16 protein-coding genes and 1 pseudogene are annotated in these 14648 nt (G+C 36.1%); 13 read left to right on the forward strand and 4 right to left on the reverse strand.

The window, feature by feature from the left end; translation table 11 throughout:
• The first annotated feature begins 147 nt into the window (after positions 1-147).
• The 4 genes from BMZ04_RS09410 to BMZ04_RS09425 all read left to right on the forward strand — a co-directional run bounded on the left by BMZ04_RS09410 (position 148) and on the right by BMZ04_RS09425 (position 5565).
• Positions 148-1827 carry a formate--tetrahydrofolate ligase gene (locus BMZ04_RS09410; protein WP_093268671.1) on the forward strand — a complete coding sequence of 560 codons (1680 nt, stop codon included), beginning with the start codon at positions 148-150 and terminating at the stop codon, positions 1825-1827.
• Positions 1828-1912: 85 nt separating this feature from the next.
• Complete coding sequence (locus BMZ04_RS09415) at positions 1913-2548, forward strand: HD domain-containing protein (RefSeq protein ID WP_093268676.1); 636 nt, start codon at positions 1913-1915, stop codon at positions 2546-2548.
• Entirely contained in the window at positions 2545-4428 is a 1884-nt protein-coding gene (locus BMZ04_RS09420) for an ABC-F family ATP-binding cassette domain-containing protein (RefSeq protein ID WP_093268680.1), read from the forward strand. Before BMZ04_RS09415 ends, BMZ04_RS09420 begins: the two co-directional genes overlap by 4 nt.
• Positions 4429-4452: 24 nt before the next feature.
• Positions 4453-5565, forward strand: a complete 1113-nt coding sequence (locus BMZ04_RS09425) for a virulence factor (protein ID WP_093268685.1) — start codon at positions 4453-4455, stop codon at positions 5563-5565.
• A gap of 245 nt (positions 5566-5810) precedes the next feature.
• Here the strand turns inward: BMZ04_RS09425 and BMZ04_RS09430 are convergent, their stop codons facing one another.
• Positions 5811-6698 (reverse strand): LysR family transcriptional regulator, encoded by an 888-nt coding sequence (locus BMZ04_RS09430; protein WP_093268690.1) that lies wholly within the window; start codon positions 6696-6698, stop codon positions 5811-5813.
• A gap of 138 nt (positions 6699-6836) precedes the next feature.
• Between BMZ04_RS09430 and BMZ04_RS09435 the strand changes: the two genes are divergently transcribed.
• From BMZ04_RS09435 to BMZ04_RS09450, 5 genes are all read left to right on the forward strand, one after another.
• Positions 6837-7601: an alpha/beta hydrolase gene (locus tag BMZ04_RS09435; protein ID WP_093268694.1), complete on the forward strand. Its 765-nt coding sequence runs from the start codon at positions 6837-6839 to the stop codon at positions 7599-7601.
• A gap of 185 nt (positions 7602-7786) precedes the next feature.
• On the forward strand, positions 7787-8029 hold the full coding sequence (locus BMZ04_RS09440) for a hypothetical protein (protein ID WP_093268699.1): 243 nt from the start codon (positions 7787-7789) through the stop codon (positions 8027-8029).
• Positions 8030-8096: 67 nt separating this feature from the next.
• Positions 8097-8795 carry a DUF421 domain-containing protein gene (locus BMZ04_RS09445; protein ID WP_093268703.1) on the forward strand — a complete coding sequence of 233 codons (699 nt, stop codon included), beginning with the start codon at positions 8097-8099 and terminating at the stop codon, positions 8793-8795.
• A 120-nt stretch (positions 8796-8915) separates the two neighbouring features.
• A complete protein-coding gene (locus BMZ04_RS22345; RefSeq protein WP_177184396.1) occupies positions 8916-9068 on the forward strand; it encodes a hypothetical protein in 153 nt (50 codons plus the stop codon).
• A gap of 136 nt (positions 9069-9204) precedes the next feature.
• A complete protein-coding gene (locus BMZ04_RS09450) occupies positions 9205-9630 on the forward strand; it encodes a hypothetical protein (protein ID WP_093268707.1) in 426 nt (141 codons plus the stop codon).
• Between the two features lie 26 nt (positions 9631-9656).
• On the opposite strand, the pseudogene BMZ04_RS09455 reads toward BMZ04_RS09450, so the two are convergent.
• From BMZ04_RS09455 to BMZ04_RS09465, 3 genes and pseudogenes are all read right to left on the reverse strand, one after another.
• Positions 9657-9827: pseudogene (locus BMZ04_RS09455) on the reverse strand (IS3 family transposase); the annotation flags it as partial.
• 382 nt (positions 9828-10209) lie between these two features.
• Positions 10210-10341 carry a YjcZ family sporulation protein gene (locus tag BMZ04_RS09460; RefSeq protein WP_093268716.1) on the reverse strand — a complete coding sequence of 44 codons (132 nt, stop codon included), beginning with the start codon at positions 10339-10341 and terminating at the stop codon, positions 10210-10212.
• Positions 10342-10659: 318 nt separating this feature from the next.
• Complete coding sequence (locus BMZ04_RS09465; protein WP_093268721.1) at positions 10660-11172, reverse strand: DUF3231 family protein; 513 nt, start codon at positions 11170-11172, stop codon at positions 10660-10662.
• A 213-nt stretch (positions 11173-11385) separates the two neighbouring features.
• On the opposite strand from BMZ04_RS09465, the gene BMZ04_RS09470 reads away from it, so the two are divergent.
• The 4 genes from BMZ04_RS09470 (at position 11386) to BMZ04_RS09485 (ending at position 14561) form a co-directional block, all read left to right on the forward strand.
• The gene (locus BMZ04_RS09470; RefSeq protein WP_093268725.1) at positions 11386-11823 is read left to right on the forward strand and encodes a BrxA/BrxB family bacilliredoxin; all 438 of its coding nucleotides are present in this window, start codon (positions 11386-11388) and stop codon (positions 11821-11823) included.
• Positions 11820-12599, forward strand: coding sequence for a class I SAM-dependent methyltransferase (locus tag BMZ04_RS09475; protein ID WP_093268730.1), 780 nt, complete (start codon positions 11820-11822; stop codon positions 12597-12599). The genes BMZ04_RS09470 and BMZ04_RS09475 overlap by 4 nt, the downstream gene beginning before the upstream one ends.
• 477 nt (positions 12600-13076) lie before the next feature.
• Complete coding sequence (locus tag BMZ04_RS09480) at positions 13077-13664, forward strand: YpjP family protein (protein ID WP_093268735.1); 588 nt, start codon at positions 13077-13079, stop codon at positions 13662-13664.
• Positions 13665-14051: 387 nt separating this feature from the next.
• Positions 14052-14561 (forward strand): DUF3189 family protein, encoded by a 510-nt coding sequence (locus BMZ04_RS09485; RefSeq protein ID WP_093268740.1) that lies wholly within the window; start codon positions 14052-14054, stop codon positions 14559-14561.
• The last annotated feature ends 87 nt before the right edge of the window (positions 14562-14648 follow it).

A 14648-nucleotide genomic window follows, 5' to 3' on the forward strand; every position in this document is an offset into this window, starting at 1 on the left:
AACTTGACTCAGCAGCAACGGTTGCATACCCGCATCATACGGGCACAAGCGCAATTCAAAATCTGGACGCAATTACGCCAAGGCGTAATTGATTTGTTTTATCTAATTGATTCAACGTATAATAAAAGAAAAAAGGTTGGGATACATATGAATGTTAAAGTAGAGCCGCTTTCCGATTTAAGTATAGCCAAAAATTCCAAAATGCAACCAATTCGCCAAATTTCGGATAAATTAGGAATTCCAGAAGATGCTTTAGAGCAATACGGTAACTATAAAGCAAAAATTGATCCAACAAAGATAGCTGCTAAAACGAATTTAGGTAAAGTTGTACTTGTAACTGCAATAAGCCCGACTGCGGCAGGAGAAGGAAAATCAACTGTAACCGTTGGATTAGCCGATGCCTTGAAGAAAATCGGAGAGTCCGTTGTAGTCGCTCTACGTGAACCATCTTTGGGGCCAGTAATGGGTGTAAAAGGCGGTGCAACTGGAGGAGGATTTGCACAAGTATTACCTATGGAAGAAATAAATTTGCATTTCAATGGTGATTTACATGCGATTACTACCGCTAATAATGCATTAGCTGCAATAATTGATAATCATATCCACCAAGGAAATGAATTACAAATTGACCCTAGAAGAATTATTTGGAAAAGAGTACTTGATATGAACGACCGCTCACTACGCCATATTATAATTGGTCTTGGTGGACCTACACAAGGTGTACCACGTGAAGACGGATTTGATATTACCGTAGCCTCTGAAATAATGGCAATTCTTTGTTTGGCAAAGGATTTAGGTGATTTAAAGGAAAGACTAGCGCAAATTGTTATCGGTTATTCATATGCAAAAGAACCAATTACTGTGCGTGCTTTAGGAGTGGAAGGTGCGCTTACTTTACTATTAAAGGAAGCAATCAAGCCGAACTTAGTGCAAACAATAGAAGGAACACCAGCTTTAATACATGGCGGACCCTTTGCTAATATTGCGCATGGATGTAACTCGATCATCGCTACGAAAACGGCGATGAATATAGCTGATGTTGTTGTGACAGAAGCAGGATTCGGCGCAGATTTAGGCGCAGAGAAATTTATGCATATTAAATCACGACAAGGTAATTTGGCACCAGATGCAGTTGTCATTGTTGCGACGATTCGAGCACTTAAAATGCAAGGTGGAAAACCAAAGGATTTGCTAAGGGAAGAAGATGTAAACGCGCTACTTGAAGGAACAAATAATTTAGAAAAGCATATAGAAACCATTCGGGCATTTGGTATTGAGCCTGTAGTTGCCTTGAATAAATTCACAGCTGATACAGAGGCTGAAACAAAAGCATTATTGGCTTGGTGTGAAGAGAGAAATATAGCAATTGCTATAACCGAGGTTTGGGAAAAAGGTGGAGCTGGGGGAGTGAACCTTGCTAAATTAGTTTTAAAAGAACTAGAAAAACCATCTAACTTCGCACCTTTATATAGTCTTTCAGATACGATTGAACAAAAAGTGCGAACGATTGTACAGCAAGTATATGGTGGGAAAGATGTCGTATTTACAGATGCAGCCAAAAAACAGATTGACCAAATAACTACTTACGGATGGGATACTCTTCCTATCTGTATGGCGAAAACACAATATTCTTTGTCTGATCAACCCAAATTATTAGGTCGGCCAACAGACTTTACGATTACAGTACGTGAAGTTCTTCCGAAACTCGGGGCAGGATTTCTTGTTTGTTTAACTGGAGATATTATGACAATGCCAGGACTGCCTAAAAAACCAGCTGCTTTAAATATGGACGTTGCGGAGGATGGACAAGCGGTAGGATTGTTTTAACAAATTAAAAGACTGCACATTAGCAGTCTTTTTGTGTTTTATTCGTTATAATGTAAAAGAGTAGACAGCTTAAGGAGAATAAGTAATGAATCCAATACAACGGTGCGAACATTTAGTGAAAGAAGTATATAAACATTTTGATGCAAGTCATGACTTCCAACATATTGAGCGAGTACGTAAGAATGCATTTGAAATAGCAGCTTCAGAGCCTACTGCTGATTTGGAAATAATTGAGCTAGCAGTACTATTACATGATGTTAGCGACCCAAAATATGCTCCAGTTGAAGAAAAGCAGGAAGAGGATAGGATCATTAAGCAACTTTCCTTACCTACTGAAAAAGTAAATCAACTTAAAACACTCATTCTGTCCATTTCATTCAATGGGGGGAATGAAATAGTTGCTGATTCATTAGAAGCCCAAATTGTCCGAGATGCGGACCGGTTAGATGCAATAGGAGCAGTAGGGATTGCGCGAACATTTGCATACGGCGGAGCAAAGGGTAGAAAGTTATACGATGTAGAAGAAACTCCAAGAGAAAACATGTCCATAGAAGAATACCGCTCCAAAGAGACAGCATCCGTTACGCATTTTTATGAGAAACTATTAAAATTAGCTGACGGAATGCTAACGGAAAAAGGAAAAGAACTAGCAAAAGAAAGACATGCATTTATGGAATTATTTTTGCAAAACTTGAGAATAGAAACAGGGGAACAAATATGAGTCATTTAATCATTTCAAATTTAACAAAAACAGTAGGAGAGAAAACGCTGTTTGAAAATATTACCTTCACGATCAACGATCATAACCGAGCTGGCTTAATAGGCATTAACGGTACTGGTAAATCAACATTCTTATCGATAATTGCAGGCCAATTAGAAGCGGATTCCATTGATCGTGATCATCCAAACAAATATCGAATTGCGTATTTAGAGCAACAGCCAGTATTTGAAAAAGATGAAACCGTCTTGCAAACAGTATTTAGTGGAGATTCTCCTATATTAAAAATTAATCGAGAATATGAAGAAGCATTGCTAGCTTTAATGGAAGATTCAAGTTCTACTGAACGTCAAAATAAACTAATGGATTTACAATCTCAAATGGATGATCTACAAGCATGGGATGTCAATGCACTTGCAAAAACAGCGCTGACAAAACTAGGTATTACCCAATACGAAGAGTCCATTCTTCATTTATCAGGTGGGCAACAGAAAAGAGTGGCGTTTGCAAAAGTACTGATAGAACCTGCTGATTTACTTCTGTTAGATGAGCCTACGAACCATTTGGACAAAGAATCTACGGATTGGTTACAAGAAATGCTTCAGCGAGTAGAAGGTTCTATTATTTTAGTTACACATGATCGATATTTTTTAGATGCAGTGGCAACACATATTTATGAATTAGCAGATAAAACACTTTACACACATACTGGGAATTACGCGGATTATCTAGAATCAAGAGCATTACGAGAAGAAATGAATGCTTCTTCTCAACAAAAGCTACAAAATTTATACCGCAATGAGCTGAAATGGATTCGTAGAGGCGCAAAAGCAAGATCGACGAAACAAAAGGCGAGAAAAGATCGATTTGAAGAAATAGATTCAAAACTAGATCGTAATAACTCCACACAAAATCTCGATTTAGAAATGGCGACAACGAGACTAGGTAAGCAAGTAGTAGAAGGAGTAAATATCTCCAAAAGATTTGATTCTAAGAAAATTGTAGAGGATTTTTCATTTTTACTACAAGCTGGAGATCGAATTGGAATTGTTGGACCTAATGGCGTAGGGAAAAGTACTTTACTTAAAATGCTAGCAAGAGAAATTCCATTAGATTCCGGAGAAATAATTGTAGGTTCAACCGTTAAGCTCATGCATTTTTCACAACAATTACCGAAGTTGAATGAACAGACAAGAATGATTGAATATGTTCGGGAGTCATCTAACCTAATTGAAACGGGCTCTGGTGAAAAATTTTCTGCAGCTCAAATGCTAGAACGATTTTTATTCCCTTTAAATACACACGGTACGCAAATCGGTAAACTTTCTGGTGGAGAGAAAAAACGACTAGTTCTGTTAAAAATGTTAATGGAACAGCCGAATGTTCTATTTATGGATGAGCCGACAAATGACTTAGACATTCAAACATTATCTGTTTTGGAAGACTTTATGGAATCATTCCCAGGAGTTATTGTGACGATTTCCCATGACCGATTTTTCTTAGATCGAATTGCGAAAAAGCTATGGATATTAAACGGGAATGGCTCTGTTAAAGAGTGGTTAGGAGTTTATTCCGATTATTTGGAAGTTGCAAAAATTGCTCCGGCGGAAATTGTAGAAGAAGAAAAAAGAGAAGAGCCTCCTGTTAAAGTGGCAAAAGAGAAAAAGAAAATGTCTTACAAAGAGCAACGAGAATGGGATACTATTGGTGAGGAAATCGAAAAAACTGAACAGCTAATTACAGAACTAGAAGAAAAGATTTTAACTACGGGCTCTGATTTTACACTATTGCAGGAACTAACTGACAAGCTGGAACAAGCTAACAGCACATATGAACAATTAATCGAGAGATGGTCTTATTTAGAAGAAATCGCTTCTTCCTAATCTCAGTTACTGGAGGTATATTTGATGAAAATAGTTACAATTGAACCAACACCAAGTCCGAATACGATGAAAGTAGTTATCGATCAAGAGCTACCATTCGGAAAAAGTCATAATTATAAAAAAGACGATATTGTAGATGCACCTAAAGAAATTCAACAACTATTTGCAATCGAAGGTGTAAAGGGAGTCTATCATGTAGCAGACTTCTTAGCGATAGAGCGTATTGCCAAGTTTAGCTGGGAATCGATATTAGCTTCTGTAGAAAATGTATTTGGAGCAGACAATAAAGAGCAAACTAGTGAACAACCAGTAGACCATTACGGAGAGGTATACGTACATGTACAGCAATATAAAGGGATTCCACTTCAAGTTAAAGTATTTGATAGTGAGTCTGAATCACGTTTTGGCTTGTCCGAGCGTTTTACGAAAGCTTTAGATGAAGCAATGGCAGGTGACAAAGAAAACTATATTATGCTTCGAAAATGGGTAGATTATGGCGTTCGCTACGGAGACCAAAAAGAAATTGGTGAACAATTAGTAAATGAATTGGAAGCAACCTTCCCAGAAAGTAAACTTCAACAGTTAATCGAAGAAAAAGATCAGCATGTAGAAGAAAAAGCTGCAGTTCGCGTTCCATTCTCATTAGCTCAATTTGAAGTAAGTGATTGGGAAGAGCGTTTCCAACTACTAAATAATTTGATCAACCCCGAACTAGTTGACTTACCGATTTTGGCAATAGCAGTGGAAGACGAACAAGTATCTATTCGCCGTCTTGCAACTGTATATTTAGGGTTAATCGAAAACGAAGCAGTCATTCCTTATCTAGAAATTGCATTAAAAGATAAAAGTGGGGCAGTACGTAGAACAGCAGGAGACGCAATGAGTGATCTAGGCTTTGAACAATTCGCTGATGGGATGAAAGTCGCCTTGTTTGATAAAAACAAACTCGTTCGCTGGCGTGCGGCTATGTACTTCTATGAAGTTGGCGATACGGATGCCCTTCCTGCATTAAAAGAAGCAATGGAAGATAAAGAATATGAAGTAAAACTGCAAATCCGTATGGCAATTGCCCGAATTGAAGGCGGGGAAGAAGCAAAAGGATCCGTTTGGAAACAAATGAGCGAAGCGAGAAAATAAGAGAAACGAATAAAATAGATCTGTTATTCCTTTTAGTGCACAGATTTCCAATCGTGGTTAATATATGTTCTATATGCAACAATTAAGCATGGAACTATCGAAAATCCGTGGTATTCTGTTAATGTAAGGAAACAGGCTTGGTAACCTGCTTGAAGATCTCCCTTCAAATTTCTTACACAATCGCTTAATAATAAAAGCCTCACGTTGAAGAGTGAGGCTTTTTTTGTATGCTCTGATATCATGCATTACATCTTCTTTTCTAGAAAATAATCTAGAATGAACTTTTGGAAATTTATTGCTGCAGGTGATAGGTAGCGATTTTCTACACGAGCCATACCAATTACACGTTCACATGTCATATCCTCGATGCGTAATTTAGCAATTTTATTAGGATTAATTTCTTCTCCATCTGGCAAAATAGAAAAACCAAGTCCTGCTGATACAAAACCTGCCACAGTAGCTACTTCGTCTCCTTCAAACGTAATATTCGGCAACAAGTTAGTATCAGAAAATATACTATCCGTTGTTTTTCGAAGTGCATAACCTTTTTTCATCGAAATAAAAGACTCCTGTACTATTTCATTTAATGAGATGCTTTTACGATTTGCCAGAGAGTGATTAATTGGAACAATAACAAATAACTCATCTCGCCATAATTCTGACCAGGCGATTGGTTTTTCATAGTCAATAGATGCGACTAAGCAAAGATCCACTTCCCCTGATTTTAGCTGTTTTAACAGAGTATGCGTATGGTTTTGTTTAAATTGGAATGTAATATGTGGATATTTATCATGAAAAGCACGAATGATATTTGGAACGGTACTCGTTCCAAGCGTATGTAAAAAGCCAAGTGTTATTTCTCCTTGCTCTGGATTTATCAACTGCTGAATATCATTTAACCCATCGCTCATTTCATTCATAATCCGGTTAACCCTCTCTAAAAACATCATTCCATAGCGATTTAGAATGATGGAGCGACCTTGACGATCAAAAAGTGGAATCCCAATTTCTTCTTCTAAACTCGCTATAGACCTGCTCAAAGCCGGTTGTGATATGGATAATAGTTCGGCGGCCCGTGTCATATGCTGAACTTTTGCAAGCGTTTGAAAATATTCTAATCGTTGCCATTCCATCTATAAAGCATCCCCTTTTTTAATCGATACCTTTTATGCATAGTAATGATAGAAATAATAAATTATACTTTATGAATTGTCAATGATAGGATAAGGATTAACAAACTATTATGCTATCAAACTAAAGGGGATATTCAAATGAAAGTAGTCGCACCTAAATCATTTACATTCGTAGGGGGAAATCGAGCAGTACTTTTACTTCACGGATTTACTGGTAGTACGAAAGATGTAAAACGATTAGGAGAATATTTGCAAAAAAGAGGATTCACTTGTCACGCACCGATGTACCGCGGGCATGGTGGGACGCCTGAAGCATTATTACAAACAACTCCCGCAGAGTGGTGGCAAGATGTCGTAGACGGTTACAACTATTTGAAAAATCAAGGATATGAAGAAATTGCAGTAGCAGGTATTTCTTTAGGCGGTGTTTTTTCTTTAAAAGTAGCGGAAAAGTTTCCGGTCAAAGCGATTGTATCTATGTGTGCACCGATTAAACGTGGTAATACAGATGGTTTGTTTGATCGTTTATATAATTATGCAAAAGTGTATAAATCATTTGAAGGTAAATCTAGAGAAATCATTATTCAAGAACTTGAAGCGTTAAAAAATAGTCCTTTGGATTCTTTGAGTGAAGTCCAATCATTCATTGAAGATGCTTGCATAGACCTGCATTCGATTTCTTCCCCGACACTCGTTCTACAAGGTGCATTAGATGGTGAGATTTATAAAGAAAGTGCATCATTTATATTGGAGCAAGTCGAAACGGATACAAAAGAAATCATTTGGTATGAAGAATCTGGGCATATTATTACTACCGGGAAAGAAAGAGAGAAAGTATGCGAAGACGTCTATACATTTTTAAACCAATTAGAATGGAGCGAATCTGTTCGCGCGGTTGTGTAAAAAACACAATTTATTAACCGTTATTCCAACCTACATTTATTAAAAACATCATTCATTTCTATTTGAATGGTGTTTTTTTGTGCGATGTTTTTCCAACTATTATTGCCGTTTAGAAGCGTTTAAATTACGCACAATGAGTGAATAATATGAAGGATATAGAATGTTAAAAAGAACGGAGGAGTAATATGAGCAAAGAAATGACTAAAAAAGAGGCTAAAATAAATGATGAAGTACATATAACGTATTATTTTTCCGTTTTGTTCACCATATTAGGAACTCTCTCCATTCTTGTTTTATTGCATTATAAAGTGGAAAATCTCGGTTTGTTTACAATATTACTTTCTATCTCAGCGGGTGGTCTGCCATCTGGAGTAGTAGGGGCTTTTATTGATTATAAAATTTCCGAATACAAGTTGAAAAGCAATTAAATCGTGTGAATTAGCAGTTTCATTTCTTGCTGGTCATGATAGAAATAAAACGGGAGTGTGGAAATAGATGGATTTTATCTATGGTCAAGAAACCCTAACTACCATTCAATGGATATTACGAGCAATCGTTGCATTTTTCTTTTTAATAGTAGCGACTAAATTATTGGGGCGACGATCGATTGCACAATTACGACTGATCGATTTCACGATTGCCATGATACTCGGAAATATCTTAGCCCATCCTTTATCAGATGAACGATTGGGACTAAAAGGTTCAATCACTACGACAACAGTATTAATTATTTTATACTCAGTAGTCGTTTTTTTATCTTTGAAATGGAATGTGTTTAGAAATTGGTTTGAACCAACACCATTCCCGTTAATCAAAAACGGTGAAATTATGTTTAAAGAGTTAGGGAAAGCAAGGATTACGATTGATCACTTATTGTCAGAAGCTAGAAAAGCAAAAATCGAAGAAATACAAAAAGTTGCCCTTGCTGTTTGGGAGCCGGATGGCACTATCTCTTTCTTTTTATCCCCTCAATTAGAAGCATTAACACCTGAAGATATGCAACTAGTCAAAAAGCCGTTTAATATGCCAATTACAATTATTAAAGAAGGAAAGATTGATTTCAATGAATTACATAGAGCAGGTAAAGATATGACTTGGGTGGAAAACAAAACGGTACTATTAAATGTCCAATTGCAAGATATTTTACTAGGAACGATTGACAATAATGATGATTTGAAAGTTTATTTGTTTTGATCATCAGAAGTACAGCAAAATCGTGAATGCAGATGTGCTCTTTTTCATTTGTATAACATAACCGCAAGTGAACAATATGCAACTGAAGAATACAATAAAGGTAGAGAGGTGGGTGAATAAATGAATCAAGAGCAAATAACTGAAGAAAGAAAGAGATTGATTGGTCATCTCTTTTCCTTAGGGGGATCCATTTTATTCTTAGTAGGTACATTTATTGCAGTTATTGCATCTTATCAGACGTATAACCAGCTGCTAACTCAGAAGAATTATTAAAAAGCGATCTTTGTAAACTATTTAAGCACCTTGGAAGGTGCTTTTTCTATGTATAAAATACATAATGAGGTATATTGTTAAGAAATAGTTGAACAATGTAGCATTAATAATAAATCCTGTAGAAGGAGGAATTTAGTTGCGTTTTATTAAAGTACTGATTAGTTTCATTGTCATTATTGGTCTAGTAGGTTTTGCAGTATACTATTTTGGGCCGAAAATAGTCGCAGATCAAGTAATGGAAAAGGTAGCAGTTGAGTTTGAAAATAGCGGTCAACTGGAAAGTATTAAACAAGAGATCAAAAAAGATCCGCAATTGCAGGCGTTTATAGAGGAAGGTAAAAATGTAGATAGCAGTCAGCTGCCATTTCAAACAAAAGAAGAGGCAACGAAAGTATTAATAAAAAAGTTTAAGATAAGCGAATTGCAAGAGTTCCAAACCAAAGTCGAAAATGGAATGACAGAAGAAGAAAAACAAGAAATCTTTAATAAGATCGAAAATACTTTAACGGAGGAAGAAATGCTAGCCCTGAAAGTTCTAGCTTATAAGGAATTGTCTAAGTGAATGGCCACAAACATTGAAGCGAACCGTTAGGTAGGTATGAAGGTCTGGAACCGGTACTGTCCCGGGTTCAGGCCTTTTAATTTCGCCTTGTTTCGTTTGCAATTAAAGTAATCGATATATTTTGCTAGTCTTTCTTTAAAATGCTCTATAGTTTCAAACTCCATTTAATACAGAAACTCAAATTTATCCAGATAAAACAACACCCCATTGTTAGATTGTGTCTAACAATGGGGTGCAGTTCATAAGTACCAGCTTCATTAATTGAAACTGAAATTTGATTGTATGTAGATATTTATAGACCGATACCTAAATCGTTTGCTGAAGCTTTTGCAAAGACAGTTAAGACCAACTAAGAAACTCAATCTCGATTATCTTGTGAAAGAAATTAAGAAGGTACAAGTGGGAAAGTTTGGCATGACGATGTCCAGATTGGTCCGCAAGTTTTATTTGGAGAATCTAATGGCAGTGTTGATAGTTGAATGGTGATAGCCTTACTAAGCTGAATTTAAAAATTAGCTAAAGACAGGTAAAAAACCCTGTCTTAGATTGTAGTGTGAATATGGTACTATGCCCATTTCATCAGCAGTAACCCTGACCGTAACCGTAACCGCGACCTAAGAAACTTGCGCCAATAATAATTAAAAGTATAAACAGAACAATAATTAAAGCAAATCCTGAACCGCTTCCGTAACCACCAACCGCTTCACCCATTTAGTACACCTCCTATATTCGGGATAATTCATTCTATGTCGATAATGGATGTTCGTCTAATTCATTTGTTTGGTTTTAAGAAGATATTTTAAAACCACTGAAGGCACAGACAGGGCGGTGTGATGTGCCCTTCAGTTATAAATAGCATATTCATAATTTGAAAAAGCAGTGGGCAAATGCCGTTGGAAAATTATTGGAACCGATTTGTTGGATTAACTGGGAGCTTGGACAAAGGAGATTTATTGCTAGGAGATCGTACCTTAATAATGTGAATCAATAATAAAAGGGCAATCCAAATTTAGATTGCCCAAAGAATTTTTATTCTGTATCTGGAGAGTTGAAATGTAGCGGTGGAGGAATAAGCCATCCTTTATCTTTGTTTAATCGCAATAGCTTTGCTCCTAATTGTGCTTTGTTCATATGAAACTGACCATACATTAAAGCAATATCTTCTCTAATGCAGATACCCATAGCTTGACTACATGCGACTAAACCAGCTGCGACATTCATTGAGAGTGCAGCACTGATTTCAGGATCGTTAAATCGTGCACCAACCGGAATGTCCTCAAGTCTTGCAACTGGACGTTCAGGTGGTGCAGGTGGTAGTCCAATACCATTAATTTTTAAAATATCTTCAACTTGTTTATTTTCGTCTTTCATACCTTGAATCGATTCTTCAATAATCTTCTCTAAATCTTTATCACCAGTGTGATTAGCAAAGGTTTGATACGCCGCTATAAAACCGTTGTTTGTAGCTAGATTTGTCCATAAAGTAAACACTTCACCGTAATGTAACGGTTGGTCTTTTGGGTTACCGCTTAAAATTCCCATTATTGCACTCCCTATCCATTAATAATTAATTTCATACAGGTAATAGTTTGTACTAATAAAAGATGTTTATTCACTGGTACGTAAATAAAAAAACTTTTGGATATTTTACTGAACCGAATGAATGTTAAAAAACACGAAAACAGTATAATAGCAAAAGTACAAGAAGTCCTGTTATAATAGGTTTTGTGAAACTAAATGAAAGCAGGCGATATCATGAATGCGTACGATGAATATATGCAAGGCATAGTAAAACCAATGAGAAGTGAATTAACAAACGCTGGATTTAAAGAATTAGTGACTCCGGAAGATGTACAAGACCATATGGCAAACGCAAATGGCGTTTCATTAATCGTTATAAACTCAGTATGTGGCTGTGCAGCAGGGCTAGCAAGACCAGCAGTAATATCTGCAGTAGAAGAATTAGAAGTGAAACCTGATAACTTAGTTACTGTATTTGCTGGTCAAGATCAAGAAGCAACAGCAACAATGAGAGGTTACTTTGAAGAAGTTCCACCAAGTTCACCATCTATTGCTATTTGGAAGGAAGACCAATTGGCATATTTCATTCCTCGTGAACAAATTGAAAGCAACTCAATGGAAACGATTAAAGATCATCTTTCCGGCGTGCTTTCTCAAATTGTTTCTTCATGAAAACAATCGTAACTACTGCTGGTAGAACGAACGATATTTTTATTCGAGAAGCAAAAAAAATCGCAAGTAAATTGACTTTGCCATATGTCAATCGACAGAAGAAGTCTATGCAAAAGTTACACCAGGAGCAGCATGCAAATGTATTAGTCGTAACTAAGGAGAGATTAGAACTGTATGTATACGGTTCTACTACTCCTTTTTTCTTTCATCCGAATTCCGCGGCATTCCGTATAAAACGCATACAAAATGGGGAGAAGGATTTACTATTAGATGCTTTGAACTTACAAAAAGGAGATAGCTTTTTAGATACTACCGCCGGATTATGTTCGGATAGTATAATAGCCGCATATGCAGTAGGTGAAAATGGTGTTGCCGATGCTTGTGAAAAAGATGAAATAATTGCTTATATTGTAAAGCATGGTTTAAAGGTGTATGAAACAGATAATATAGAAATGCAAGAAAGTATGCGACGGATACATATAATTCACCAAGATGCAGTGAATTATTTAAAACAGTTGGATACAAATTCCTATGATGTCGTTTACATGGATCCAATGTTTGAGGAAGTAATTGAGGAGTCGTCTAATTTTCAAAGCCTTCGAGAAGCTGGAGTGCATGAATCTTTGTCAGACGAATGGATAGAGGAAGCAAAACGAGTAGCCAAAAAACGGGTTGTGTTAAAGGCTCATTTTCGGTCACCAATGTTTGAAAAATATAAGTTCGAGCAGTTAACTAGATTATCTTCAAAGTTTCACTATGGCATTCTCGACATATAAAAAAGCTGTCAGTTGTGACAGCTTTTTTTATGTCTAGACTCCAGCGCCATGCTCCTGCGCACAGCTCGTCGCAGAAGAACGTTGCCCCTCGGGGTCAAATGGGAAAAAGCTGTGGTGGCTGAGTAGCTGCCTCCTGGGCCCGCACGATGCGGGTCATGTCTGCTTTGCCACAGGATGTGGCGCCTTTGCAGACCTACCCTATTCCCATTTGCCTGTCGGGGCAGACATAGGCGCTTCCGCTTTTCTTTTTAATCTGTAAAGTTAAGTGACGTTAAATACCCCAATAAAAATAAAAATCCGATACCAATGATTAAATCTGCGTCCATAGTGACTTTCCTCCTTACTTTAAAAAAGCTACTGTATGTCTACATATTTTATTGTACAATGAATACATAGAAGATGAAACCTTTAGTTCGTAAAAACGTTATTAATACTAATATGCTTTATAAATTTGGTCAAAAATGAAGGTGATAATTGATGAAAAAGTGGTTGCAAAAAACGATTATTATTACGGTCGCTTTCTTAACATTTGGACTTATCTCTCCTAACCATCTAATTTGGGAGCAATTATTAGACAATAAAAATCCTACGAAATCTATTGCTTCGGATGCAAATACAAGTGAATTTGAACAACAAGTATCTATAGTAGATTCCTATGATTTACCTGATTTGAACGAAACTATTTCAAGAGCAGCTAGAGAACAGGCATACATAAAATTTGGTAATAGAATTCGACCAGTTATACAGGATGAATTTGACGATGTAATTTTTCCTAGGATGCAAGAAGCAATTGATGCGACCATTGCGAAAGTAGAAAGAGAAAAAGTAGCGAATCTCTCTATTACCGAACATCCATCGGGAGAATACCATGAAAAAATATTTCATATTTACAATGAAGACATAAGAAAAGATTTCATCCGATTTCATGTAAGAACCGACAAAAAGCCGCAAGATGGATATTACTTCAACTTTCATTATCACCTAGCAGAAGATAATTATTCCAAACATTATGCATTAGGTGAGATTTTTTGGTCAAAAAATACCCCGCCGAAATGGTTATCCTAAACACCACTGACACTCATTTAATAAATGAGTGTTTTTTTGTTTGTAAACATTGTTATATCAACATTTTTAAGGGGTATATTTTTTGTTCGTTTTTATGTTTCATATATTTAAAAACTATAAATAAAACACTGTACCCCAAATTGCTTAATTTGAAGAGACGAAATCTTGTCAAATAACTTTAAATGATACTTCATACGGTAGAAAGTTCCAATCGGAGTGTTCTTTTTGTTTTTGGAAGGCTTAAAATCTCAGCATAAGCTAGCGTTATTTTTATTGTCTTTTTAAAATTGTAATTTATATTTTCAAAGTATAAAAAGAAAATTAAATGAATTGGATTTAGACTAAGTGACCATAATAGCCGTAGATAAAAATATAAAGGATGATATCATGATTTATATTTATAATGACTATGGTGGAACACACACCACAGCTTTGGCAGCGGCCTATCATTTAAAAGAAATAGACCAATCAGAACGTAAACTCACAAAAGAAGAAATATTAAGTGTAAACTATTTTAATAAATTAACTAAAAAGGATTCCGGAAAAATCATTTTCCATGGGATAGATGAAAATGGAGACTCAGTGTATACAATAGGTCGGAAATCCTCTAAGATAGTTGTTCCAGCAATGAAAAACTTAATTTTATTGATTCAAAGTAAACATCAATTTCATGAACAAATTATCTTCTCCAATACATCACCAACGGTACCATTAGTGATGTCGATTGGGGGTTTTTTGTCTAGAGGATTAAAAATTGATTTTCTTGGTGTGCCATTATTGGTTATAGGTGCAAAACAATGTTGCGACAATATTTTTCGGTTGGTAGAAAATACAAAACGAATAGCCCAATCTAATAAGGAACAAGTCACTATTTTAGAAAATCAAGAATTTAAGTAATACTTTTTAATTTTATCTCCTCTTGAAAAAAAACTTTTTCATGTAAGAGATCCAGTTGGAACATACTGCAGGTACGTAAAAAAACAC

Source organism: Psychrobacillus sp. OK032 (assembly GCF_900111345.1).
Lineage (GTDB): Bacteria > Bacillota > Bacilli > Bacillales_A > Planococcaceae > Psychrobacillus.